This is a genomic window from Vibrio sp. QJM3NY_21, from assembly GCF_057785975.1.
In genome coordinates this window covers 2128605-2152532 of record NZ_CM173513.1, presented here as the reverse complement: position 1 = coordinate 2152532, position 23928 = coordinate 2128605, and the positions used below count along the sequence as shown (strand labels likewise).

General features: G+C 44.5%; 17 protein-coding genes. 8 read left to right on the top strand and 9 right to left on the bottom strand.

Going from position 1 to position 23928, the window contains the following annotated elements:
- Positions 1 to 92: 92 nt before the first annotated feature.
- The gene (locus tag AC3CID_RS09490; protein ID WP_017093820.1) at positions 93 to 1664 is read left to right on the top strand and encodes a BCCT family transporter; all 1572 of its coding nucleotides are present in this window, start codon (positions 93 to 95) and stop codon (positions 1662 to 1664) included.
- A gap of 298 nt (positions 1665 to 1962) precedes the next feature.
- Positions 1963 to 3846, top strand: coding sequence for a methyl-accepting chemotaxis protein (locus AC3CID_RS09485; protein WP_065204816.1), 1884 nt, complete (start codon positions 1963 to 1965; stop codon positions 3844 to 3846).
- Positions 3847 to 3924: 78 nt separating this feature from the next.
- Here the strand turns inward: AC3CID_RS09485 and AC3CID_RS09480 are convergent, their stop codons facing one another.
- The 5 genes from AC3CID_RS09480 to AC3CID_RS09460 all read right to left on the bottom strand — a co-directional run bounded on the left by AC3CID_RS09480 (position 3925) and on the right by AC3CID_RS09460 (position 11765).
- Positions 3925 to 5328 carry a hypothetical protein gene (locus tag AC3CID_RS09480; RefSeq protein WP_488526465.1) on the bottom strand — a complete coding sequence of 468 codons (1404 nt, stop codon included), beginning with the start codon at positions 5326 to 5328 and terminating at the stop codon, positions 3925 to 3927.
- A 231-nt stretch (positions 5329 to 5559) separates the two neighbouring features.
- Entirely contained in the window at positions 5560 to 7281 is a 1722-nt protein-coding gene (cydC, locus tag AC3CID_RS09475) for a heme ABC transporter ATP-binding protein/permease CydC (protein ID WP_488526464.1), read from the bottom strand.
- Entirely contained in the window at positions 7274 to 9058 is a 1785-nt protein-coding gene (cydD, locus tag AC3CID_RS09470) for a heme ABC transporter permease/ATP-binding protein CydD (RefSeq protein ID WP_099165423.1), read from the bottom strand. The genes cydC and cydD overlap by 8 nt, the downstream gene beginning before the upstream one ends.
- Positions 9059 to 9219: 161 nt before the next feature.
- On the bottom strand, positions 9220 to 10179 hold the full coding sequence (gene trxB, locus AC3CID_RS09465; RefSeq protein ID WP_004733400.1) for a thioredoxin-disulfide reductase: 960 nt from the start codon (positions 10177 to 10179) through the stop codon (positions 9220 to 9222).
- Positions 10180 to 10718: 539 nt separating this feature from the next.
- Positions 10719 to 11765 (bottom strand): S1C family serine protease, encoded by a 1047-nt coding sequence (locus tag AC3CID_RS09460; RefSeq protein ID WP_162929976.1) that lies wholly within the window; start codon positions 11763 to 11765, stop codon positions 10719 to 10721.
- A gap of 806 nt (positions 11766 to 12571) precedes the next feature.
- Here AC3CID_RS09460 and AC3CID_RS09455 point away from each other — a divergent pair.
- Positions 12572 to 13228, top strand: a complete 657-nt coding sequence (locus AC3CID_RS09455; protein ID WP_488526463.1) for a 2OG-Fe dioxygenase family protein — start codon at positions 12572 to 12574, stop codon at positions 13226 to 13228.
- A complete protein-coding gene (locus AC3CID_RS09450; protein WP_488526462.1) occupies positions 13212 to 14447 on the top strand; it encodes a cysteine desulfurase-like protein in 1236 nt (411 codons plus the stop codon). The genes AC3CID_RS09455 and AC3CID_RS09450 overlap by 17 nt, the downstream gene beginning before the upstream one ends.
- Positions 14448 to 14574: 127 nt before the next feature.
- Here the strand turns inward: AC3CID_RS09450 and AC3CID_RS09445 are convergent, their stop codons facing one another.
- Complete coding sequence (locus tag AC3CID_RS09445; protein ID WP_102483134.1) at positions 14575 to 15246, bottom strand: type 1 glutamine amidotransferase domain-containing protein; 672 nt, start codon at positions 15244 to 15246, stop codon at positions 14575 to 14577.
- 238 nt (positions 15247 to 15484) lie between these two features.
- Here AC3CID_RS09445 and AC3CID_RS09440 point away from each other — a divergent pair, with 238 nt between their 5' ends.
- Positions 15485 to 16369 carry a LysR family transcriptional regulator gene (locus tag AC3CID_RS09440; protein ID WP_488526461.1) on the top strand — a complete coding sequence of 295 codons (885 nt, stop codon included), beginning with the start codon at positions 15485 to 15487 and terminating at the stop codon, positions 16367 to 16369.
- A 401-nt stretch (positions 16370 to 16770) separates the two neighbouring features.
- Positions 16771 to 17994, top strand: coding sequence for a sensor domain-containing diguanylate cyclase (locus tag AC3CID_RS09435; protein ID WP_488527289.1), 1224 nt, complete (start codon positions 16771 to 16773; stop codon positions 17992 to 17994).
- 285 nt (positions 17995 to 18279) lie between these two features.
- Here AC3CID_RS09435 and AC3CID_RS09430 read toward each other — a convergent pair whose 3' ends face one another.
- Entirely contained in the window at positions 18280 to 19104 is an 825-nt protein-coding gene (locus AC3CID_RS09430) for a DUF2797 domain-containing protein (RefSeq protein WP_017070245.1), read from the bottom strand.
- Between the two features lie 304 nt (positions 19105 to 19408).
- Here AC3CID_RS09430 and AC3CID_RS09425 point away from each other — a divergent pair, with 304 nt between their 5' ends.
- Positions 19409 to 20704 carry a GGDEF domain-containing protein gene (locus tag AC3CID_RS09425; protein ID WP_488526460.1) on the top strand — a complete coding sequence of 432 codons (1296 nt, stop codon included), beginning with the start codon at positions 19409 to 19411 and terminating at the stop codon, positions 20702 to 20704.
- A 124-nt stretch (positions 20705 to 20828) separates the two neighbouring features.
- Complete coding sequence (locus AC3CID_RS09420) at positions 20829 to 21179, top strand: GlpM family protein (RefSeq protein ID WP_004733411.1); 351 nt, start codon at positions 20829 to 20831, stop codon at positions 21177 to 21179.
- 330 nt (positions 21180 to 21509) lie between these two features.
- Here the strand turns inward: AC3CID_RS09420 and AC3CID_RS09415 are convergent, their stop codons facing one another.
- The gene (locus tag AC3CID_RS09415) at positions 21510 to 22880 is read right to left on the bottom strand and encodes an SLC13 family permease (protein WP_054547383.1); all 1371 of its coding nucleotides are present in this window, start codon (positions 22878 to 22880) and stop codon (positions 21510 to 21512) included.
- A 196-nt stretch (positions 22881 to 23076) separates the two neighbouring features.
- Positions 23077 to 23877, bottom strand: a complete 801-nt coding sequence (locus tag AC3CID_RS09410) for a SanA/YdcF family protein (protein WP_488526459.1) — start codon at positions 23875 to 23877, stop codon at positions 23077 to 23079.
- Positions 23878 to 23928 lie beyond the last annotated feature (51 nt).

Sequence of the window (23928 nt, the reverse complement as noted above, 5' to 3'; positions counted from 1 at the left end):
TTGGATCGTGTGTTCGAATTTGTGATTCAGTCACAAGTAAGTAAGGGATAGTAAGGTCAACAGACCCTATCAATATTCCGTAGAGAGGGATAATGACTAAAGGTATAGATAAATACAGTATCGACAGTACGGATTACACTGTCGGTCAAGATAACGTCCAAAAATGGGGTTTTGATGTTCATAACCCAGTATTTGGTATCAGTGCAGGACTTATTGCTTTGTTCCTGATCGGCATTCTGATTACAGATACCGCTTCAGCAAAGGCAGCACTCGATGGCGTTAAAGGCCAGATCATCAATTCGTTTGATTGGCTTTTCATCTGGTCGGGTAATGTTTTCGTTGTTTTCTGCTTAGGCTTAATTGTTTCTCCGTATGGTAAAATCCGCCTTGGTGGTGTTGATGCGACGGCAGATTACTCATTCATGTCTTGGCTATCGATGTTGTTTGCCGCAGGTATGGGTATCGGCCTAATGTTCTGGAGTGTGGCGGAACCCGCTGCTTACTTCACGGGTTGGTTTGAAACCCCGTTAGGTGTTGAACCAAACACACCAGAAGCTGCTAAGTTGGCGCTAGGTGCAACCATGTATCACTGGGGTCTACACCCTTGGGCGATTTATGGCGTAGTAGCACTGTCACTTGCGTTTTTCTCTTACAACAAGGGATTGCCTCTTTCTATTCGTTCTATTTTCTACCCAATCTTGGGTGATAGAGCGTGGGGGTGGGCTGGTCACATTGTTGATATTCTGGCGGTTCTTGCAACGCTGTTTGGTTTGGCGACGTCGCTGGGCTTAGGTGCACAACAAGCAGCAAGTGGTATTCAACATGTCTTCGGAATCGAGGCTGGCTTAGGGTTACAAGTTGTTGTTATTACCGTAGTAACGTTATTAGCGGTCGTGTCAGTGCTTCGCGGTATTGATGGCGGCGTTAAAGTTATCAGTAACATCAACATGTTGGTTGCTTTCCTACTGCTTATCTTAGTGGCTCTAATCGGCTATGCGGTGAGTTTAGGTTCTATCCCAACAACCTTTATGGCATACGTTGAAAACATCATTCCTTTGAGTAACCCTCATGGTCGTGAAGATGAAGCGTGGATGCACGGCTGGACGGTATTCTACTGGGCTTGGTGGATTTCATGGTCACCATTCGTAGGTATGTTTATCGCGCGTGTTTCTAAAGGTCGTACGGTTCGTGAGTTCATCACAGCGGTTCTGATTGTTCCAACGACTGTTACTATCATTTGGATGTCAGTATTTGGTGGCATGGCGATTGACCAAATCGTGAATAACGTGGGTATCCTTGGTCAAGATGGTTTGACTGATGTATCACTAGCGATGTTCCAAATGTTTGATGCTCTACCGTTCGGTACGCTGCTATCAATCATTGCGGTTATCTTAGTTCTAGTATTCTTCATTACATCGTCTGACTCAGGCTCTCTAGTAATCGACAGCATCACCGCAGGTGGTAAAGTTGATACGCCTGTACCTCAACGTGTGTTCTGGGCGTTCCTTGAAGGTGCGATTGCAGTCGCTCTATTGTGGGTTGGCGGTACAGAAGCAGTACAGGCTCTACAAGCGGGTGCTATCTCGACGGCATTGCCATTCACCATCATTCTATTACTGATGTGTGTTAGCTTGCTAATGGGTATGCGCACCGAGAAACGATAGACTGATCGTTAATCGACTTTCCATTTAGTTGAAGTCGAATATAAAGTAAAAAGAAAGGCAGAAGAGGAAACTCTCCTGCCTTTTTTGTATCTATTTTACAGTCTAGAGAACAGTATATTTCGATGGAATTACCTTCAAAATAACGTCTTAAATTTGGCGATTAGCCAAGTAATTGACATTCGATAAGCCAATGGTTTGCTTAAAATTATATTACGTTATTAAATTATAAAATCGCTCGAATTTAATACTGATATTGGGTAGTATGCGCGAGATTTCCCACCACTCGTGAAACTTTGACATGAAACTAACACTAAAGCAGAAGTTGATAGGTGCTAGCCTATCTGCTGTTGTCGTTATGGCTACAGCGTTGACTTGGTTGTCAGCAAACCAATTATTTGAACAGACTCGTAATGGCGTATACCTACGAGCTGAAAGCGTATCAGAAGCAGCATCTGAAGGTATTAAAAACTGGATTGATATCCGTACCGATATCGCATCAGCATTTAATGACTTTTCACGAGAGGATGATGTTGTTCCTTTCCTTAAACAAGCTCGTGTAGCGGGTGGCTTTGACGATATCTTTTTAGGTACTCCAGAAGGCGGAATGTACCGTTCACATCCTGAACGTAATCGCGCTGGTTACGATCCTCGTCAACGTCCTTGGTACCAAGAAGCAAACGCCGCAGGTAAGCAAATCATCACAACGGCTTACCAAGATGCAATCACCAAAGCATTGCTAGTAACAATTGCAGAGCCTGTGCGTCATAACGGCAAACTTGTTGGTGTAGTGGGTGCAGACGTACTTATCGACCAACTAGTGAACGATGTAATCAGCCTTGATGTTGGTGACAATGCTTACGCAATGCTAATTGATGCCTCTGACGGCACATTCCTAGCACACCCAGACTCAGCACTGAGCCTGAAGCCGGTAAGCCAGCTTTCAAACGACATCTCTATGCCAATTATCGAGAACGCAGTGCGTACGGGTAGCATCGAGATCATCAAAGAGCGCGGCGCTGAGAAGCTGCTTTACTTCACAAAGGTGCCTAACACTAACTGGATCTTCGCGGTTCAGATGGACAAAGCAACAGAAGAAGCGAACCACTCAACACTACTTACTCAGTTGATCACAACGGCTATCATTATTACGTTAATCGTAATCGTATTAGTGTCTTGGTTAGTGAGCTTCCTATTCCGCGATTTGAACCGTGTTTCAGCGGCACTTGAAGAAATTGCTTCAGGTGAGGGCGACCTTACTCAACGTCTTGAGCCTAAGAGCGATGACGAAATTGGTAAGCTTGCTGAAAACTTCAACCGTTTTGTAGGCAACATGCACACCATGGTGATCAAGCTAAGCGAAGTATCTGCTGCGCTAGGCAACCAAGCACGTCAAACGGCTTCTCAAGCTGAAGAACGTAGTGCTCGTATCCAAATGCAACAAGACGAAATCAACATGGTAGCAACAGCCGTTAACGAAATGGCTGCAGCAACACAAGAGATCGCGGGTAACGCTGACCACACTGCACAGAACTCATCTGAAGCCGTTGGCGCGTGTGAGCACGGTACTGGTCAAGTGACACAGACTCAAAGCTCTATCCAAAACCTTGCTCAAGAAGTTCAAATCGCAACTAACGTGATCCTAGAACTTGAAGAGCACGGCAACAGCATCAACGCTATCTTGTCTAACATTCAAGGTATTGCAGAACAAACGAACCTACTTGCACTTAACGCCGCTATTGAAGCAGCACGTGCGGGTGAGCAAGGTCGTGGTTTCGCAGTAGTAGCGGATGAAGTTCGAGTTCTGAGCCAACGTACACACGGTTCAACGCAAGAGATTCAGCAAACTATTGAGTTGCTACAAGGTACAACAGGTAAAGCGGTTAGCATCATGAACGATAGCCGTAGTCTTGCTGAAACCAGTGTTGATGACGCGAACTCAGCGGCTGCAAGCCTAACGCAAATCCACGCTGCTGTTGAACGCATTAGTGACATGGCGACACAGATTGCTTCTGCTGCAGAAGAGCAAGCATCAGTAACGTCTGAGATTACTCGTAACACTGAGGGAATCCGTGACGTATCTAACGAGCTAGCAGATGAAGCACACCAAGCTGCAGAGCAAGCTGCTCAGCTGTCTGAACTGTCTCACGAGCTAGAAAGCGAAATCAGCCGCTTCAAGCTTTAAGTGATTAATCTGTAATAGCATTATTTAAAAGCCGAATGTGAATATCACATTCGGCTTTTTTGTGCGTGCTAGTTAGAGTTATGAACCTGGGAACTTAGCTTTAAGTGCTGCACGAGTAGGGAAATAGTGCGCCATAAATTTAACCATCGCAGGGTCGTTCGCTTGTAGCTCTGTGAATGTCGCAGAACTTAACTCATCAGCGCTGTAACCTTTATGATTAAGGTCGTAGTAGGCATACAGAGAATAGGCTAGGTACTCTTGGTCATAAGATTCTGCATCTAAGTCTGCTTCATCCTTAGTCGAGTCTTTTCCGTTTGGAAAGTAAGAACCTGCGAGAATCGCTTTCTCATTTAATACATCTAATTCTTTTTGCATCGTTGCCCATTTCGATGAAGATGATTGTACCGCTAAGTTCATCACACCGTAATCGTGAACAAAGTGAATGATCTCTTCAAACGCAGCGTCTCTAAGATATGGGTAGTTAAGCAGAGGTTTAGTTTCATTAGATGTTGGTACGGTAGTCTCTTCTGCAAACAGATCTTGGAAGCGGTAATTTTCATCTAAGAAGTCACCGCCATCTCTGTCAGACCAATCTTTATCGTAAAAGAATGCCATGGTCGCTTTACTGTCGTAAATTGCCTTAGTCACTTCAGCAGGGAAGCTATCAAGGTAGTACTCCATGATGTTCTTAACATGAGCGACCTTTGCTTCCGAATTGTTTGCAGATTTGTCTTCAATTAATAGTGGGATCTTATAGCCATGAGCTTCTACGCAAGTTTGTTGCTTGATGCCATTTGTAAGCAGCTCACCCGTTGTATTTGAGATAACAGAACAGTCAGCTGTAGGCACTCGTGAGAATGTCTCTGAGGCACTTTGAGCGAAGGATGGAACAAATTGAATGCCATTGCTCAGGGTGTTGCCAACACGAACATAGAGGTTCATAGGTCTCATTTGATCGATATTAAATTTGACGCCAATATTATCAAGAATGAATTGCTTATTGATGGTTACGGTGTCCGATTTTTTCCATCGAATGACGTTATTTATGTTGTTTTCAACTTCTGCAATAGCAAGCTTTTCAAGGGTGCTCGTTGAGTTAAAGTTTTCGTAGTAAATATCGAAGTTTTCAACGTTGAACGTTTTACCCGCTGAGTCTGTTGCCGTTACAGAGAAGGTGATATCGGCATCGCTTTGAGTTTTGTAATTGCGCTCAGGAACGCCGTGAACTTGTGCGAAGCTGCCGCTAGATTTTAGATTATTACCATACTGAGTAATATCAATGTTCACGTTTTTGTCTGTACCCGCAGCAAGCGACTTCACGCTGAAATGCAGTGTGTAATTGCTTCCTAAGCTAACAACGGATTTTGCGCTTGATGCATCGATTACATTCTTTGACGCGCTAGTGTTATTGCTGTCGCTGCCGCCGCATGCAGTGAGCATCGTAGTCAGAACAAGAGTTGGAATAGTGAGTTTGTATACCATAGGGAACCAAGTTATCTGCAAGCTATAAAGCCAGCATGTTACAAGAAATGGCATTTGCTCTTGGTAAGCCTTTGTAAGTTTTGTATTGATGGTGCTTACAAATTAATAACTTGTTATTTATTGAAGCTATTGGTTGTCGGTTGGTAGCTGCTCGATACTAGAATCACAGACACAAAAAAGCCCGAGTATAAACTCGGGCTTTGAATGGTTTTCTTTATAACTTATGAGGAGCTAGATTGCCTGGCGAAGTTGGAAATAACGTCCTTTTTCTTTTAATAGCTTCTCGTGAGAACCATTTTCTACAATCTCGCCTTGTTCAATCAGAACGATAGAATCCATCGATTCTAGACCAATCAAACGGTGCGTAATGAAGATAACCGTCTTGCCTTCGAAGTGCTTCTCGAACAGCGTCATGATGCTGTGTTCTGTTTGCTTATCTAAGCCTTCTGTTGGCTCATCTAGAAGCAGGATAGGAGCATCATGAAGAATCGCACGTGCGATACCAATACGGCGCTTCTCACCACCAGACAGTTGACGACCACCGTCACCCAACCAGCTATCAAGCGCGTTATTCTCAAGCAGCTTTTCTAAGCCAACGTCTTTTAGGATATTCGCTAAGTGATCATCGGTCGCTTCTGGTCTTGCAATCAACAAGTTGTCACGCAAAGTGCCATTTAGAATGTCGACACGTTGGCTTACTACACTGATTGATTCACGCAGTTGTGACTCGTTCCATTGTGTTAGTTCAATTCCCGCGATTGAGATGTAGCCCTTTTTAGGATCCCAGTAGCGAGTCAGAAGCTGAATCAGAGTCGATTTGCCCGAACCCGTTTGGCCAACAATCGCAACCTTGTGTGTGGCAGGGATCGTTAGGTCAACAGCGTTCAGAACACTACGCTCAGAATCAGGGTAGTTGAACGTCACGTTTGAGAACGTAATATCCAGCGGCTTGCTGATGTCGAGTTTCTCTTCAGCAAACTGAACTTCAGGCTCTGACAGAATCACTTCGTTCAAGCGACGCGCAGAAGACAGAGTCTGACCTAAATGCTGGAACGCACCTGCAATTGGCATTAGCAGCTCGAAGCTTGCCATAGTTGCGAATGCCATTAGCGCGATGAACGGGTCTGGTGCATTACCACCCACGCCGTCAGCCGCAAGCCAAAGCATAAGAACAAGTGTCAAACCGTTGAACAGCATCAGAGCTGCTGACGCCATACCGGTTAGGTTAGCATTCACAAACTGATTCGCCATCAGCTTCTGCTGTGTTTCTAGAATCGCATTACGGTAACGTTCTTCTGCACCGAACAGAGTCAGTTCGCTGTAGCCTTCAATCCAATCTAGCGTAGTCACACGAAGATCAGCTTTGTTCTGTGTTAGTTCACCGCCGTTACGTTTGCCCAATTTGTAGAACAAGACCGGCCAAACCACTAGCATGATCAGAAGGATAGAACCCAAGATTAAACCAAGCGAACTATCGAACCACATCAAGAATAGAGTCAGGAAGAAGATCCCAAACACACCCACCGTCACTGGGCTTACTAAGCGCAAGTACACGTGATCCATTGCATCGACATCAGCAACCAAGCGGTTGAGAAGGTCAGCATCACGAAGGTTTGAGATACGACCTGGGATCAGCGGAGCCAGCTTCTTGAAGAAGAAGATACGCAGATCAGTTAACAGTTTGAATGTTGCATTGTGGCTGACAACACGTTCACCCCAACGACCCGCAGTACGGCTCATTGCCAAACCACGTACACCACCACCCGGTAGCATGTAGTTGAAGGTTTCACGTGCAATAGTAAGGCCAGCAACCGCAGAAGCTGAAATGAACCAGCCTGATAGAGTTAATAAGCCAATAGAAGCCGACAAAGTAGCGAAAGCCAATAGCATGCCTAGCGATAGGCCAAACCAATGCTTTTTATAGAGTTTTAGGTAAGGCAGTAAATCACGCATCTAAATTACCCTTATTATCTTGTTGAGCTAAGTTCGCGTTCAGCATCTCTTCAAACAAACCACCCGCAGTCGAAAGCTGAGAGTAATGACCTTGTTCAACCAGACCACCATCGCGCATAACCAGAATATTATCGACTGATTTAAGAGGAGCGAGTTGGTGCGTCACAAGTAGGGCAGTGCGGCTTTCAATGTTGCTATTGATGCCTTTCATCACTAACTGTTCGCTACGAGTATCTAGGCTGGCTGTTGGTTCATCTAATAACCAGAACTGACCGTCTTGAATCATTGCGCGAGCCAGAGCCAAACGCTGAGATTGACCAACAGAAAGGCCGCCAGAGCGATCAGAAATCATGTAATCCAAGCCGTGCTCGTTTACAAATTCGCTAGCAAATGATTGCTCAAGTGCATTCTCGACAACTTGGTCAGCGATATCGTGCTTACCTAGGGTGACGTTGTCACGAATGCTGCCGTGCAACAACAATGGGTTTTGACCAACCCAGCTAATGGTTTTACGCCAAGAGGCTAAGTCGAGGTCACGCAATTCAATACCATTGATTTTCAAGCTCCCTTCATAAGGCATGAAACCAAGAATAGCGTTGATCAAACTCGTTTTACCCGCACCACTTGGGCCAACTAACGCAGTTGATTGGCGAGTGTTCAATGCGAACGAGATAGGACCGACTAATTGAACACCTTCAGGGCTTAACACTTTTAGGTCGGTAGCTTCAATATTGATGCCTTGAGCCGGATCGAGCTGAGTGTTGCCTGATTTAACCTTAGTGATGTCTGTTTCTAGGAACTCGACAATACTTTCGGCTGCGCCAACCGCTTGTTGCTTCGCATGGTAGAAAGTACCTAAGTCACGCAGAGGTTGGTAAAACTCTGGCGCTAAGATAAGGATAAACAAACCTGCGAATAGCGTAATGCCTGCACCGTAGTGGCCGAAGTTAAGCTCACCGATGTAGGTGAAACCAAAGTAAACCGCCGTCATCGCGATAGAGATAGACGTGAAGAACTCAAGTACCGCAGAAGACAAGAAAGCGATTTTCAACACATCCATGGTACGCGTTCTGAACACTTCAGATGCACCTTTAAGTACTTCTGTTTCAGCGTTGGTGCGGTCAAATAGACGAATGGTTGTCATCGACTGAAGACGGTCGTAAAAGTGACCAGAAAGACGCTGTAGCGCTTTGAAGTTTTTACGGTTTGCATCGGCCGCTTTCATACCCACAAGCGCCATGAACATCGGCACCAGTGGAGCAGTAATCAAGAAGATCAGGCCTGCTGCCCAGTTTACCGGGAACACCACAACCAAAATAATGAATGGAATCATTACCGATAAAGACATCTGAGGTAAGTAACGAGAGAAGAAGTCTTGCATGTCTTCTACTTGTTCTAGCAACAGCGTTGCCCACGTGCCCGCAGGTTTGCCTTTGATATAAGCAGGGCCTAACTCTCGTAACTTATCGAGGATGAGTTGCCTGATGTAGACACGGATTTGTTCACCACAGCGATAACCTGCGATTTCACGTCCCCATGTACAGCCAGCACGGCCAACGACCGATAATGCCAAGCCTGCGAAATGACCAACCAGTTCAGATTTATCGACATTCTCGATGATCAGCTGGTGAAGAATAGAGGCGAGAAGAGCTGCTTGAGCAATTAAGAACACGCTTGAAAGTACGCCAAGGCTAATCGCAATCATAAGCCAGCGTTTCGCTAACTTACTCTGTTGCTTAAGCCACTTGTTCAAGCTGCGTTGTTTTTTCTTATCCATTATGAAGGCTTAATGATAATTATTATTTGTTGAGGGCGGCTAGTATACAAAAGAAAGCCCAGTGGATATACCACTGGGCTCTAGGGATTTACAACAAAATGTGATGACGCCCTGCATCTACTGAGGCGAGAGCACCGATAATCAAATCTGCAATCTCAGATTTACTTATCGTTAAGGCCATCTAGGAAGCGTTCAGCATCCAGTGCAGCCATACAACCTGTACCAGCAGAAGTGATTGCTTGGCGATAGTTGTGGTCCATTACATCACCTGCAGCGAACACACCTGGGATGCTAGTTTGTGTTGCATTACCTTCAAGACCTGACTGAACGATGATGTAGTCATCTTTCATGTCGACTTGGCCTTTGAAGATTTCAGTGTTTGGTTGGTGACCGATAGCAATGAAGGCGCCCATTACTTCGATGTCTTCTGTTTTATCAGACTGAGTATCTTTAATACGAACGCCAGTTACGCCCATGTCGTCGCCCAGAACTTCATCTAGCGTGCGGTCAGTGTGAAGAACAATGTTGCCGTTCTCTACTTTGTCCATTAAACGTTTAACTAGAATCTTTTCAGCGCGGAACGTGTCACGGCGGTGAACTAGGTGAACTTCAGATGCGATGTTAGACAGGTAAAGTGCTTCTTCAACAGCGGTGTTACCACCACCAACAACCGCCACTTTCTGGTTGCGGTAGAAGAAACCATCACATGTAGCACAAGCAGAAACGCCACGGCCTTTGAATGCTTCTTCAGAATCTAAACCTAGGTACTTAGCTGATGCACCCGTTGAGATGATCAACGCATCACACGTGTACTCGCCTGAATCGCCTTTAAGACGGAAAGGGCGGTTAGATAGGTCTACTTCGTTAATGTGGTCGAACAGGATCTCTGTTTCAAAGCGCTCTGCGTGCTCTTTCATGCGATCCATTAGAGCTGGACCCGTTAAACCTTCAGCATCACCCGGCCAGTTTTCAACTTCTGTTGTGGTTGTAAGCTGACCACCTTGCTGCATACCGGTAACAAGTACTGGGTTTAGGTTTGCACGAGCAGCGTAAACTGCAGCTGTATAGCCAGCAGGGCCAGAACCAAGAATCAATAAATTACAGTGCTTTACGTCGCTCATGAGGACTCCGAAATTGAAATTGTTTTTATTTATAATCGCTTAGGATTGTATGGAAAATATGGAGGCAATAAAAGGTTAAACAAGGGCTGAAGTGTAATTATTCGTTATACGTTAGAACTTAATGGGGACAAACGTTTTCGTGGCTGGATGAATCAGTGAGAACATCCCAAGGTTTAAGGTGTAGTGGGGAGGTCAGCAGCACTATCGCTTGTTAGGGTGCTTCAAAAACTAGTGGACGAGTAGGCATGTTCTAGTGCTCAGAGAGTATGTAGGCTTTGAAGTTTATAATTAATAGTACAAAAAATACTTAAATTCGAGAATTCGGGCAACTTTTGGGGTTGGAAAGTCGCTTACAGGAGCGTCTAGCTCTACTGATTTAGGGCAGTTAAGCAAAAGTGCTTTAAATACACAAGGCGTAGATAAAGGCCACCCATAAACCAAACCTATCAGAACTTTAATTTCGAGTGATAACTTGCAGCCAAAAAAGCCGAACTAACTAAGTAGAACGACTCTTTGATATTGACTCTTGTCTATCAAAATCACATGTTGGTTTGATTGTGACCTACCGCTAATTCCGTGGTGATCTTGTCCATCATGTCATAAACTGGACCTTGGATACCCATTGAATCAGCTTCGAGGGATGACTTTAAAACTGTTTCGCCGGTATTGCTATCAATAAGGTGCAATCTCATATACGACAGATGGTTACCTAGGTCCCAATAATATCTATAAGTAAACTTGGCGATATAAGTTCGCTTCTGCTTTGTTGAATTGCCATTCCAAATTAATGCTGTACTACTGAGAAGCGCCTGAACGCTATCTATTGTTTCTTGTGGTGTCTCAACACCATTTTGCAACAAAAACCCTGCGGCAACGTTCGGAGATACAGCGAAGTTTAAGCCTTGAGGTAGCGAACCGATTCTATTGGCCATCGCGACTGTATTTGCCGTGCTTACGACTACACCTACAGCTTCAAAGTCGGTATTTGTTACAGGTCCTCCTGAGTTCCCTGGAGAGATTGGGGCCGTAATTTGTATGTTGCTAGTGTTACCATCAAACCCATACAAACTGCTTATATTACCCGTTGTCAGTCTTGCATAATCGCCCAGCATAGAAGAGAGCGGGTAACCCGATACGTAAATACTATTTCCAACTTCAGCTGGAGCGAATTTTATTGATTTCAAATCACCGCTGTCTGCCTCTAGGAGGGCTAGATCATTATGTTCATCAGTAGCAATAACGGTAGCCGGAATGTTCTTCCCTGCATAACTGATAGTAATATCATCTAAATCCTTTATTACATGGTAATTGGTGAGCCATTTGTTTTCAGCCACCAAGAAACCGCTGCCAGTGCCTGATTGCGCAAAATGTTTGCCGCCATGACCAAGTTCTGATGAGATTTGTTTATCTTCTAAATACTTCAAGATAACCGGACCAACACCAATTTGATCCTCAACCGCGTCACTTTCAATCACAACATGAATGTTATTGTTACCTATAGCAGTGTTATCCACAATGGCTACTTGTGATGACACACACCCCATTAAAGACAAAGACACCATACATAACAAAAGTAACTTTTTCACGAACATCTCCAAAACAAAAAAGGGGCAGAATTCTACCATTAACCTCATGGTTATTTGATTGATAATTCGTTTCAAAATGCTACGAAAAAGCTCGAAGTAGCTAGATAGTGTATTAGAAAAGTAACGGATAGGAATTAGCACATCAGTGCTGGAATCTACGTTTTTAAAGCACTTTATTATCAAGCTCTCCAGATTAACTCAAATACGAGCCTTAGCTGATATTAGGAGAACACACCACAAACTGAGTTGGCATTGAGAAAGGCGTAACCTTAAAAGAAAGTAATTGTTATTTGAGGGCGGCCGAGTTCCCCCCGAACTCGACCTGTTCCAGACGCGCAAGCAAAGGCGTTTGGTTTCTGGCGTACTCATAAATTAACCAATTTCAGTTTGTTGTGTAAATAATCAATAGCTTGGCAATTGATAGGTAAGTCGTATTTCGCGGTGCAAAAGCATAGAAATGAATGATGGCGAGCGTGATGCCTGAGCTCATGCAAGGAGGCTGGCGTATTGAAGCGAAAGGGCTGACACAATACGAAACATGGCTAGCCAGTTAATAATATCGTTAAATTTAAATTTGTAGGGATTTATAACTAGCTAGTGGAGTGTGCTAGTTTTAAGAGTTGGTCATCTTTTATTCTGGTGTTATACACTGCTTTTGATTTTTAAGTTGGATTTAGTGTCTGAATTATTAAATCTGACGGGATAAATGATTGTTTAATGTTGATTTGACAAGATCTTCAAGTATCCTTTATGTAAACAAAACGTTAAATATCGAAAGTAAATTAACAATCATTAAGGAGTCGATGATGTTACATGCTCACGAAAATACCCTACATATTACCCACCTCAGTAACCACGCGGTTGAGGAGTTGTCACCATCATTCTCTAAGCTACCAAGCACAGAGCATGCGGATGGCCAGTTTCGATTGAGAAGATACTCGGTGGTTCAATTCAGTAATGGACAAGTCGTTGAGCAAGACAAACATAACTTTGTTCAGTCTGAAAACATTAATCACTTTCAAGGTGACGTTGTTCGTCAGTTCGAGCCGATTGAAGCGAATATTTTAGGCAGTGAAGGCATGCAAGAAATGTGTGAGCTGTTTATTGAAACCAATGGGCTTGAAGACGGGCAGGAAATCGAAATCCATCAAATTCGTATTGCCGCTATTTTTGAAGAGACTCAGGTTGCTCCTGAAGGGGTTCACCAAGATGGTTTTGACCACATCGCTTTAATCTGTGTGAACCGACACAACATTGTGGGTGGCGAAATTATGTTGTACCAAGACTCACATGAAGCGCCATTCTTTAGAAAGGTGCTAGGTGATGGCGAGGTTGCGATGCTGGCAGACAGTAAGCTTTGGCACAATGCACAACCGATTCGCACCATAGACCACGATGAGATGGGCTATATGGATGTGTTTGTTCTAACGGCTAAGGATGCGCGCAATGTCCTTCACTCTTAATGATGTACGCCAACAATTTAGTGCTTTAGGCCAATATCATAACGGCAAACCTGTGACCTTTTTTGATGGGCCAGGCGGATCTCAGGTGCCTGAGAATGTTTTAGCTTCAATGACCGAATACCTAGGGCATTTCAATTCAAACCTAGGTGGCCACTATTTTTCTAGCCAAAAGACCACGAGCTTAATGCAGCAAGCAAGAGAAGCGGCGCAAGCACTGCTTAATGCGGAGTCTTCTGGCAACGTTGTGTTCGGCGCGAACATGACATCGCTGACCTTCCAACTTAGCCGAGCGATCAGCCGCGATTGGAAAGAGGGCGATGAAGTTATCGTCACGGCGTTAGACCATTACTCAAATGTATCGAGCTGGCAGCAAGCGGCAGACGACAAAGGCGCGATTGTTCGCCAAGTTCGTGTAGACGAGTCGGATTGTAGTTTGGATATGGCGCATTTTGAATCGCTGCTTAACGAGAAAACCAAGCTTGTCGCGGTGACGTTTGCTTCGAATACCACTGGCTCGATTGTCGACATGGCGAAAGTGATCGAACTTGCACATCAATATGGCGCGCAGGTTTATGTCGATGCCGTTCATTACGCACCACATCATTTGATTGATGTTCAGCAACTGAATTGTGATTTCTTAGCGTGTTCAGCGTATAAGTTCTTCGGCCCGCATGTGGGCATTGCTTATGTTGCGCCTCAATGGCTGCATACTTTAAAGCCTTACAAGGTTGAACCTGCAACCAATATCGGCCCAGGTCGTTTTGAGACAGGCACGCAAAGCTTCGAAGGCCTTGCCGGCGTGATTGCGGCGGTAGATTACTTGGCGCAGTTGGGTGATCCAGCCGATTCATTGCGTTCTCGTTTAGAGCAAAGCTATGCGCTTTATAATAAGCACGAAAGCCAGCTCAGTGAATACTTCCTTAAGCGCTTGTCCGATCTTGAAGGGGCAAAGCTTTATGGGAAAACCGAGTTTGATTCGAATCTAAGAACCCCAACGTTTGCGGTTACCTTTGATAACCATTCTCCAGAGTTCATCGCTAAAAAGCTGGGTGAGCATAATATCTGTGTGTGGAATGGTCACTTCTACGCATTAGGGCTGGTGAAGCAGTTGGGTATTGAAGAGCAGGGCGTGGTGCGTATTGGTTGTATGCATTACAACTCGATTGAAGAGATTGACTTGTTGTTTAATGTGCTTGAAGGGATCTTGCGAAGCCACTAGCACTTAATAGCTATAGAATTAGAAAAGAGCATGCTTCTCTCAAGAATATTGAGTAGGAAGCATGCTCTTTTTGTTTGATTGAGCTTATTTGATCAACGCCAGTTATTCGAATAAGCCCTTGATTTAACTAAGACAGGTGCTTAACCAGAGCTGCACCTACTGCGTGCGCACTGGTTGGGTTCTGACCGGTAATCACTCGCTCATCAACAATCACAAGCTCATGCCAAGGTTGAACCTTATTGAAACGCGCTGCGCTACGAGCAAGAGATTCTTCCAATAAGAACGGAATGTCATTGATGGTGCCAAAGTCGATCTCTTCTTCGCGTGTAAAGCCAGTCACCGATTTAGAGCTTAATAGCTTCTCGCCGTTGCTTAGGACAATCGGAAGCAGTGCTGCTGGACCGTGACATACTGATGCGATCACACCGCCATCTTCATAATGCTTAGCGGCAATCGTTGCAAATTGCTCATCGGTTGCTAAGTCAGAAAGTAGGCCGAATCCACCTGGGTAGAAGATAGCATCGTAGCTTTCTACATTAACTTGGCTTACAGGAATTGTGTTGTTAATGCGGTTCTGGAAGTCATCATCAGCCAAGATCTCGGCGTTTACTGAATCCCCTTCAATATCGGTTCCATACAATGGGCCTTTGCCACCCTTGATAGAAGCGATGTCGTATTCAAAACCCGCAGCAATGATCTCTTTGAGAGCATGAGTCAGTTCAGGCGCGTAAGTACCGTTCGCTTGATCTGTATCGCCTAGTGTTGCGTGGTTAGTTACAGGTATTAGTATTTTTTTCATGATTCGTCCCTTTGAGCACGTTTGTTTGGTTTCAGCGTCGTTGTTTGCTATAGGCATCGTGGTTTTTATTTAGAAAACCAAAGTTTTCAATTTAGATACCGCTGTTTCGTTACCTGTAATACTAGTAGTAAACCATTTGAGTGATAATATGCCGAATAGGCAAAACATTATTGCTATATGGCAATAGTAGGGTGAGAATTAGTCGGATGTGAATTCGTTATATGTAAACAGGTGAAGTATGGATAGCTTTGAAGGTATTAATGAGTTTGTTGCGGTCGCCGAGTGTCACGGCTTTTCTGCAGCAGCAAAACAGTTGGGTTGCAGTACCAGTCATGTAAGCCGTCAAGTTTCAAGGTTAGAAGAGAGAGTGGGTGTGGCACTGCTTGCACGCTCTACACGAATGGTGAGCCTGACCGAATCGGGTCACACCTATTATCAGCAGTGTAGAGATTTGGTCATTGGGCTTCAGCAAGCGAACGAGCAAGTGACTTCTCAGCAGACTCAGCTTAGCGGTACTTTGCGTGTGAGTGCGGCAGGCGCATTTGCAGAAAATCATGTCGCGGCGGCGCTGATGGAATTTGCCAAAGAGCATCCTGAGCTCACCATAGAAATGAATTTCAATACCAAGATGGTTAATTTCATCGAAGATGGCATCGACTTCGCGATTCGTTATGGCCGATTGGACGATTCAGGATTGGTGGCAAGAAAGCTCGTCGATCGCCCGATGGCGGCAGCAGCCAGTAAAGACTACATAGAGCAATTTGGTACGCCCACTCATCCAGAGCAGTTAAAAATGCATAGCTGTATTATCGCCAACAGTGATCAGTGGCTATTTGAGAAAGAGGGCAAACCGTTAAATGCAGTGCGAGTGCATGGGCGCTGGCGCAGTAATAATTCGAGTGCAGTACTTAAAGCATGTGAAGAGGGGCTTGGTGTTGTCTACCTACCTAAGAGCAGTTTCAATGGTGGCCTTAGTAATGGAAAACTGGTCCCGGTGCTAGAAGAGTATTGGGGAGCGGGAACCAGCAGTTGGGTCGTATATCAAAACCGCCGCTTTTTACCCCAGAGAGCAAGATTGGCGATCGACTACTTAGTCGCTTACTTTTCGGATTGGAATGAATAACCGACAAGGTTTCAAGCGAACAGCCAACAAGATAGAAGTGAATAACGAACGGATTTGAAAAGAGTCGTGATTAGCTCTAGCTACCTATTTGAAAGAGGAAAACAGAAAAGCTAATGCTTACATAGATATACGTTATCTTTTTTTGTTTTTTGACGCGAGTAATAGGATTGAGATACTTGTCTACTTTTAGTGACTCGTGTTAGCGATAGAATTGTAGAGAAGCCTGTAGCAGTACGATATACTAGATACCATATTAATGCCCCTAACGCGTGAAAGATTGTGTGGAAGCGTTGGCAGGATGTGTTGTTATGCTCCAGTTTGTGGAGTGTAGCGAGAGTGCGGAGTTGGCAATGTCTTCAATAAATTTCGAATCCACGTACGGTGTAATAACTATTCAAGATATGAATGTAGTTAGTGTTGACGCTAATTATGCTCGCATCTATGGATACCAATCACCCGAAGAACTACTTACTAATATAGATAGCTTCCTAGATCTAATCTCAGAAGAATACCATGTTTTAGCCTATCAAAATTACCTTGAAACGATCAGTGGTCAACGCGATCCGCAGGTCCACACCTATGTTAATGTTGATCGCAATGGTCGAGAGTTCACAGTGTTCTCTATTGACCATGTGACAGAGTGGCAAGGTCGGCCAGCACTGCAAGTCACGGTGATCGATCTTTCCCCTGCGATCCTGCTACAAAATGCGGTGCGTGAACAAGATAAGATGTATCACGATATGATCATGCAATCAGGGCAGGGCATCTTGGTTCACCGAGAGTTCAAACCGCTGATGGTCAATCAATCGTGGGTTAAAATGCAGGGTGGTTCTTCCATAGAGCAAGTTTTAAAGCTGGACTCTATCCTTACATTGGTGCCAAAACAGAATACGGATGGCATTAGTAAGCACTATCAAGCGATCGTGTCGGGTGAGTTGTCGGGAACCAGCACTGTGGTTGAAAACATTGGGTTCGATGGCATTCATCGATTCTTCAATATTTACGATAATGCGATTACTTGGCGAGGTCAGCCGGCTGTTCAGGTTGTGCTCGAAGATGTCACTCAAAAAGTGATGTTGGAAAAGCAATTGGTTCATCAAGCGAATTACGATGAAATGACTGACTTACTCAATCGCAGAGCGATTTATGAGTGGTTAAGGGAACATATTGCCTCTGATACTCATGTCGTCAGTATGCTGCTTGATATCGATGACTTCAAATCGATCAATGATGTATACGGCCATATGGTGGGCGATGAGGTTATTTGCGCATTGGCTAACATTACTAAACGTAATGTTGAGAGAGTGGGCGGTGTGGCAGGCCGCTGGGGTGGAGAAGAGTTTATTCTCTTTATTCCCAATGCGTCACCTAACGTTTCGCGAGAAGTTTCTGATCAGATCCGACAGCAATTTAATCAGGTTGAGTTCAAAGTGGGCGAACAGATTCGTTTCAATGTGAGTGTGAGTATCGGAGTGAGTGATAGTCGATCTTGCGAAGGAAAAGTGTCCATCGATGCACTCGTCAACCTCACAGACCAATCTTTGTATCGAGCCAAAGCGAATGGAAAGAACTGCGTGTGCGGAGAAGTGTTTTCCAGCGATATAAGCCAAGCATTACCGCATTAGACGACTTCAATCTATTGAGTAAACTCGATCAATTTAGCTCACTCAATAAATCTAGAAGCTAAAGCCATAAATTTAGAAGCATAAGCTATTAATCTAGAAGCTTAAGCCATAAATCTAGAAGCATAAAAAATAAAGCTAACTAAGGTGTCACCCCGTTATAATGTCTGGTCATGATACAAAAATGCCCTCAAGCAATTGCTGAGGGCATTTTAGTTTTAGTTCATCAAAACCGTTTAGCTCATCAAAGCCGTTTAGCTTTGGTTTATCAAAACAGCGATTGGCTTATTAAGCAGAAACTTCTACTTCGTAAGAGCCAAATTTACGGATGTTAATCACACCAGTATCCAAGATAAGGTATTGGCCTTTAATGCCTTGCAGCACGCCAGATACTTCAGGGTTCTTGTCAAAGTTATGAGAAACAATCTTCACCGGGTGCTGCTCAACTGGGTAGCTCAGTGAAGTGATGTTCTCACTAAGAATCTCGATGGCATCGTCGCCAAACTTCGCTCTGATCTCTTGGATTTTATCCTCAACCAATGGCAACAGCTCTTTGGCTTTTTCTACCAACTCCATATCGTCACCGTCGCCTTTTAACAGCGTGCGCCAGTTGGTTTTGTCGGCAATGTGTTTGGCTAACTCAACTTCAATCAGGCCAGAAATCTGACGTGTTTTTACCTTCAAGATCGGTAGGCCTTGAGTGGCTCCTTGGTCAATCCAGCGAGTAGGAATTTGAGTGTGACGAGTGATACCCACTTTTAGGCTTGATGTGTTCGATAGGTAAACGAAGTGATCAACCATGCAGTTCGCTTCGCCCCATTCAGGCTCACGACAAGTACCTTCATCGTAGTGGCAAGTTTCTGGCTTCATGATGCACATGTCGCAGCTTGCGAGCTTTCTCATGCACACAAAGCAGTGGCCTTGAGAGTAGCTTTTCTTGGTTTTCTTGCCACACGAGCAGCAAAAAATATTACCGGTGTGAGTGAGGTTGATGGTTTTACCAATCAGAGGGTTTAGCTCTACAAACTCTTCACCGACAGGTAAACGGTAGGTAACCGCACCATCGAGCGAAGCACTCATTTTCTTGAGTGTTCCTTTTGCTAATAAAGACATGACATTACTCGTTGTATTTTGATTATTATTTCGTCGACTCGGACGCTCTGTAAGCAGGCGCTACGGTTAACGATGATTATGCGATGAGTATAACAAATAGAGTCCGTTTTAATACGCAATATTACTTGATTATTGCGATGGATAATTGATGAGTAAACGCTCGCTCAAAATTATGGTATGACATTTTGTTCAGGCGTGATATAACGTTTTTTAGTAAATTATTGGCATTAAGATCACTAATTTAACTTACTTATTTTTTATCGTAAAATCCCAACTATAGGGACCTTAAGCCGGAAGCTTAGACGTGAAGTGGATCCATAAAATAGTCATCTTTTTAGTTATCACGACACTGGCGATTGTCCAGTATTACCGTGTGAGCGGAAATCGTGTGATAACGGCAATTACGCCGGATAAATATGAGTTTATCGCGACCAGCGATCAAGTGGATAGGGGTGTCAGTACGTCCCAATTATCTTATCAAAATGGCCAGTATATTCTCGACTGTGAGCTTAAAGAATCTGAGTATCCGTGGCCTTATTGCGGCCTATCGATTCGTATCAACCCAGACATTACCACTGGCCTTGACCTTTCGCAGTACCACACCTTTAGAGTCAATATTGATTACCATGCGGAGGCCGATTCTAGCGGTCGTTTACGAACTTACCTGCGTAATTATAATCCTGCTTATTCGGTTCCTGATGACGAGTACACGCATAAGTACAACGGGATGGAGTTTTCTCCTGGCGTGGATGGTGGTGTGATTGAGATTCCGATCAAAAACCTGCAAGTAATGACATGGTGGTTAGCGGATAACAAGATTGCGCTAGAGCATTCAGCGCCTGAGTATTCGAATGTGAATATGGTCGAGTTTGCTACCGCGTCTGGTGCGAAACTGGGTCACCACAGAATAGTCATCCGTAGTATTGAGTTCGAGGGATCTTATATTTCAGGCGAAAGCTTGTTCTTGATTCTACTGTTTGTTTGGGTTGGTACGGGCACCGTATTCTTATTGTCTGAGTTAAACCGTTCAAGAAAACGTATGGTGCTTGCAGAGAAAAGACATCATCACTTAAAGAACGTCAATCGAGCACTGAGAGAGCAAAACTTTGAGTTTTCAGAAAAGGCTCATCGTGATGAACTGACTGGGATTCTCAACCGACACGCGATTCGTGATTGGCTAAAAATGCAGTCTCAGCAGGTAAAGCAGGGGCATGGAAAGCTGAGTATGTTGTATCTCGACATTGACTACTTTAAGAGCGTCAACGATAAATACGGACACCAAATGGGTGATCATATTTTACGAGAATTCAGCATGGTGGTCGGCAGTTCGATCAGCGCTTCCGACAAATTGGTGAGATGGGGTGGTGAAGAGTTCATTGTTTTTTGCCCGGAGACTGATCTTGGCGAAGCACAAAGAAAGGCCGAGAAAATCCGACTTTTAGTCAGCCAGCACCTTTGGGTTCATGGCGATCCACTCACTTGCAGTATTGGTGTTGCCGAGATGAAACAAGAGCGGGTGACAGAGACCATTGCTCGCGCTGATGAAGCTCTATATCAAGCGAAGCATTCAGGTCGAAATCAGGTGATCTTGAGTCACTAATCTGAGAATTGTTTTGGTTAGTTTATAAGCCACACGTGCATATGTGACGTGTGGCATTTTTATGGGCGCTATATGAGTTTACCCTCTAGAGCCTTTGTTGATTTGCTTGGATAACGTATAAAAAATGATCTCACTGTTCTTTAAATGCCTGCTCGGTGCGGCGGCTGTTTTGTTGATTGCGCTGCTGTCGAAAAGTAAGAGCTTTTACATCGCGGGCTTAGTGCCGTTGTTTCCAACCTTTGCTTTGATTGCTCACTACATTGTTGGCACGGAACAAACCATGGTGGAGTTACGTACCACGGCACTCTTTGGCTTGTTCTCGCTTGTGCCATACGCGGCTTATCTTGGCGCGGTTTATGTGTTCAGTTATCGCTACAATTTGGTATCGACGCTCTCTTTAGCCACTGTCGTTTGGGTTATGTGTGCTTCTATGTTGCTGTTAGGTTGGACGCGTTTGGTGCCAAGTGTGGCGTGAGAGCCAGATCTTAGAACGGTAATGTGTGCTTGGTGGCAAGTTGATACAAAAAAGGTGGCGCGGGGCCACCAAAAGGGAAAAGCGTTTCTTGTTTTTAGATGCCCGTTTAGCTGATTTTGTTAGTTAAACTGATCTGGTTAGTTAAACGGATCTTGCTCGTTAAACTGATCTTGTGAGCTGAGCGGGCATTTTTGTACTGGTTGAGCCGGGGGAGGCTGCAACCAGATTTTTGGGGGGGCATTCCTGTAAACATTTATCTATAAGCATTTACCTATAAATATGTGTTTCTAAGCACTTGCCTATAAAGCTTTCTCTATAAGTGTTTGCTGCTTACCAGAAGATCCACGCGAACAGTGTTAGCACTAGGATACAAACTAGGTTCAACACCATACCGACTCGCATCATTTCTTTTTGTTTGATATGACCAGAGCCAAATACAATCGCATTAGGTGGTGTCGCGACTGGTAGCATGAAGGCACAAGATGCGGCAATCGCAATTAGTGCAGACAAGATAACTGGCGACATACCCAGCGCTTCAGCAATGGTTGCAAATACAGGGACAAGCAATGCTGCACTCGCTGTGTTACTCGCAAATTCCGTTAGGAATACCACGAACGCTACCACGGCTAGAATCGTAAGAAGCACGCCTGCTGTTTCTAAAAATCCGCTTAGTGAATGTGCTAGGAATACGCTGGTTCCAGTCGCTTTCAGAATATTACTTAAACAGATACCGCCACCGAACAGGATAAGCACACCCCAATCCGTTGTCTTCTCGACATCTTTCCATTCAACCGCTCTTGAAGCGCCAAGCAGTACAATGGCACCAATCGCCACCAAGCTATCAAATTTAGAGAAACCGCCAATCATTGCGTTGATTGGTTTTCCGAATATCCAAAGAGTTACGGTTAAAAGGAAGATAGACAGTGTGATTTTTTTGCTGTTCGTCCACTCTACAGGAGCGTGGTCTAGCTCGAATTTATGGTCGAGCTTGGGCTTAGTCATCACGTATAAAACAATCATCGTGATTGGCAATAAGATCATTGAGATAGGTAGGCCAAGTGCCATCCACTCTGTGAAGCTCAAGCCGACTTCTGCCGCAGCAATTGCGTTTGGTGGGCTACCCACTAAGGTTGCGATGCCACCAATCGATGCACAGTAAGCGATGCCTAGTAGCACAAACACGTAGGTGTTACGGTCTTCACTTTGGTCAACTTTGTTCATGATGCCTAGAACAAGAGGAAGCATCATTGCTGTGGTTGCGGTGTTTGAGATCCACATTGATAACCCGGCGCTCACGCCGAATAACATGAACACGGCCACTGACATTCTGCCTTTTGCAATCAATAGTACTTTGTCAGCAATCGCTTTATCTAGCTCTTGCTTGTTCAGCGCAGCTGCCAATGCGAAGCCACCCATGAACAAGAAGATGATTGGGTTCGAAAAGTTAGCCAGCGCAGCGGGCGTGTTGAATACACCAAACAAGACAGCCAATAGGGGAACGAGCAAAGCGGTGATGCTGACGTGAATCGCTTCTGTTAACCATAGAATGGCAACGAACACGAGAATACTCAAACCTGTATTCACTTGCGCTTCGAATGGCAGGGTATTGAGCAAAAGTGCAAATAACGTGAAATTACCAATTAAGATCATGCTGTTGCGGGTAAACAACCAGTGTTTCAGTGTAGTAACAAGTGCCGTCATAAGACGCTCCTTTTGTTATCCTCGTTTTATTGGTGCACGACTTCATTGAGTCGTGCTTATTATTTTCGAGGTATATAGCTTGATGTAGGGTCAGACTTTGTTGGAAGAATGTTACTCAAGTTAATAAAGGAGTGTTGGTGTGTTTTTGCTTAACAATGGGGAAGTGTGAGGCAACAAATTCAAAATGTGTAGTTTTCTACACATCGGTCTCTGTTGGTTCTAAAATAGGGCTTGCTGAGGGATCTGCTATAGGGTTTACAGTGGGGTCAGTAATAGGGTTTGGAATCGGAAATAATTCCGGTTTTGGACTGGGTTGAATTGGCTCTTTAGGCCCAAGGAACTTTGGCGTTGTCCCCATAATATACAGATCAAGGAATGCTTTGGTGCGCGCAAACACTTCACGTAAACGTATTGAGGTTCCCGAATGGTGGGTTGGTCCTGAAACGGCCAAACACTGCGCATGAATATCGTAAGAATTGGCGATGAATAGCGCTCTTTCACAGTGGAATTTCTGAGTGATGATCAGAAAATTATCAGTATCGAATATCTTTTTGGCGCGAACAATCGAGTCCAAGGTTCTAAAACCCGCGTAATCTAGATTGATGCGTTCATCGGGGACACCCGCTTTCAACAAGTCGCGTTTCATCGTCCACGGTTCATTGTAAGAGCGATGAGCGTTATCGCCACTCAGTAGAAATTGATCCACTTTTTCACGATCGAACAGCTCAATCGCGGCTTCGATTCGGTGTTTATAATAGTCGTTGAGTGTTCTACCCAGATATTTGCTTGTGCCAAGAACAACCGCGACCTCAAGCTCGGGCACGTCATCAATATCGTAGATGATGCGATCTTCCGCTTGCCATGAAACCCAATAATCGATCGTAATAATCGCAGCGCTGCCAACTAAGAACACGAGGAAAGCGCCAAACAGAAAACCTTGCAGTTTTTTGTAAGCTTTTGATAAGTAGCTACGGGAAATGTGAGAATCAAATTTCACTCTCGGTATGGTCCTTTGACTGAGCATTATTTTTTTGAGTGCTCGATAATA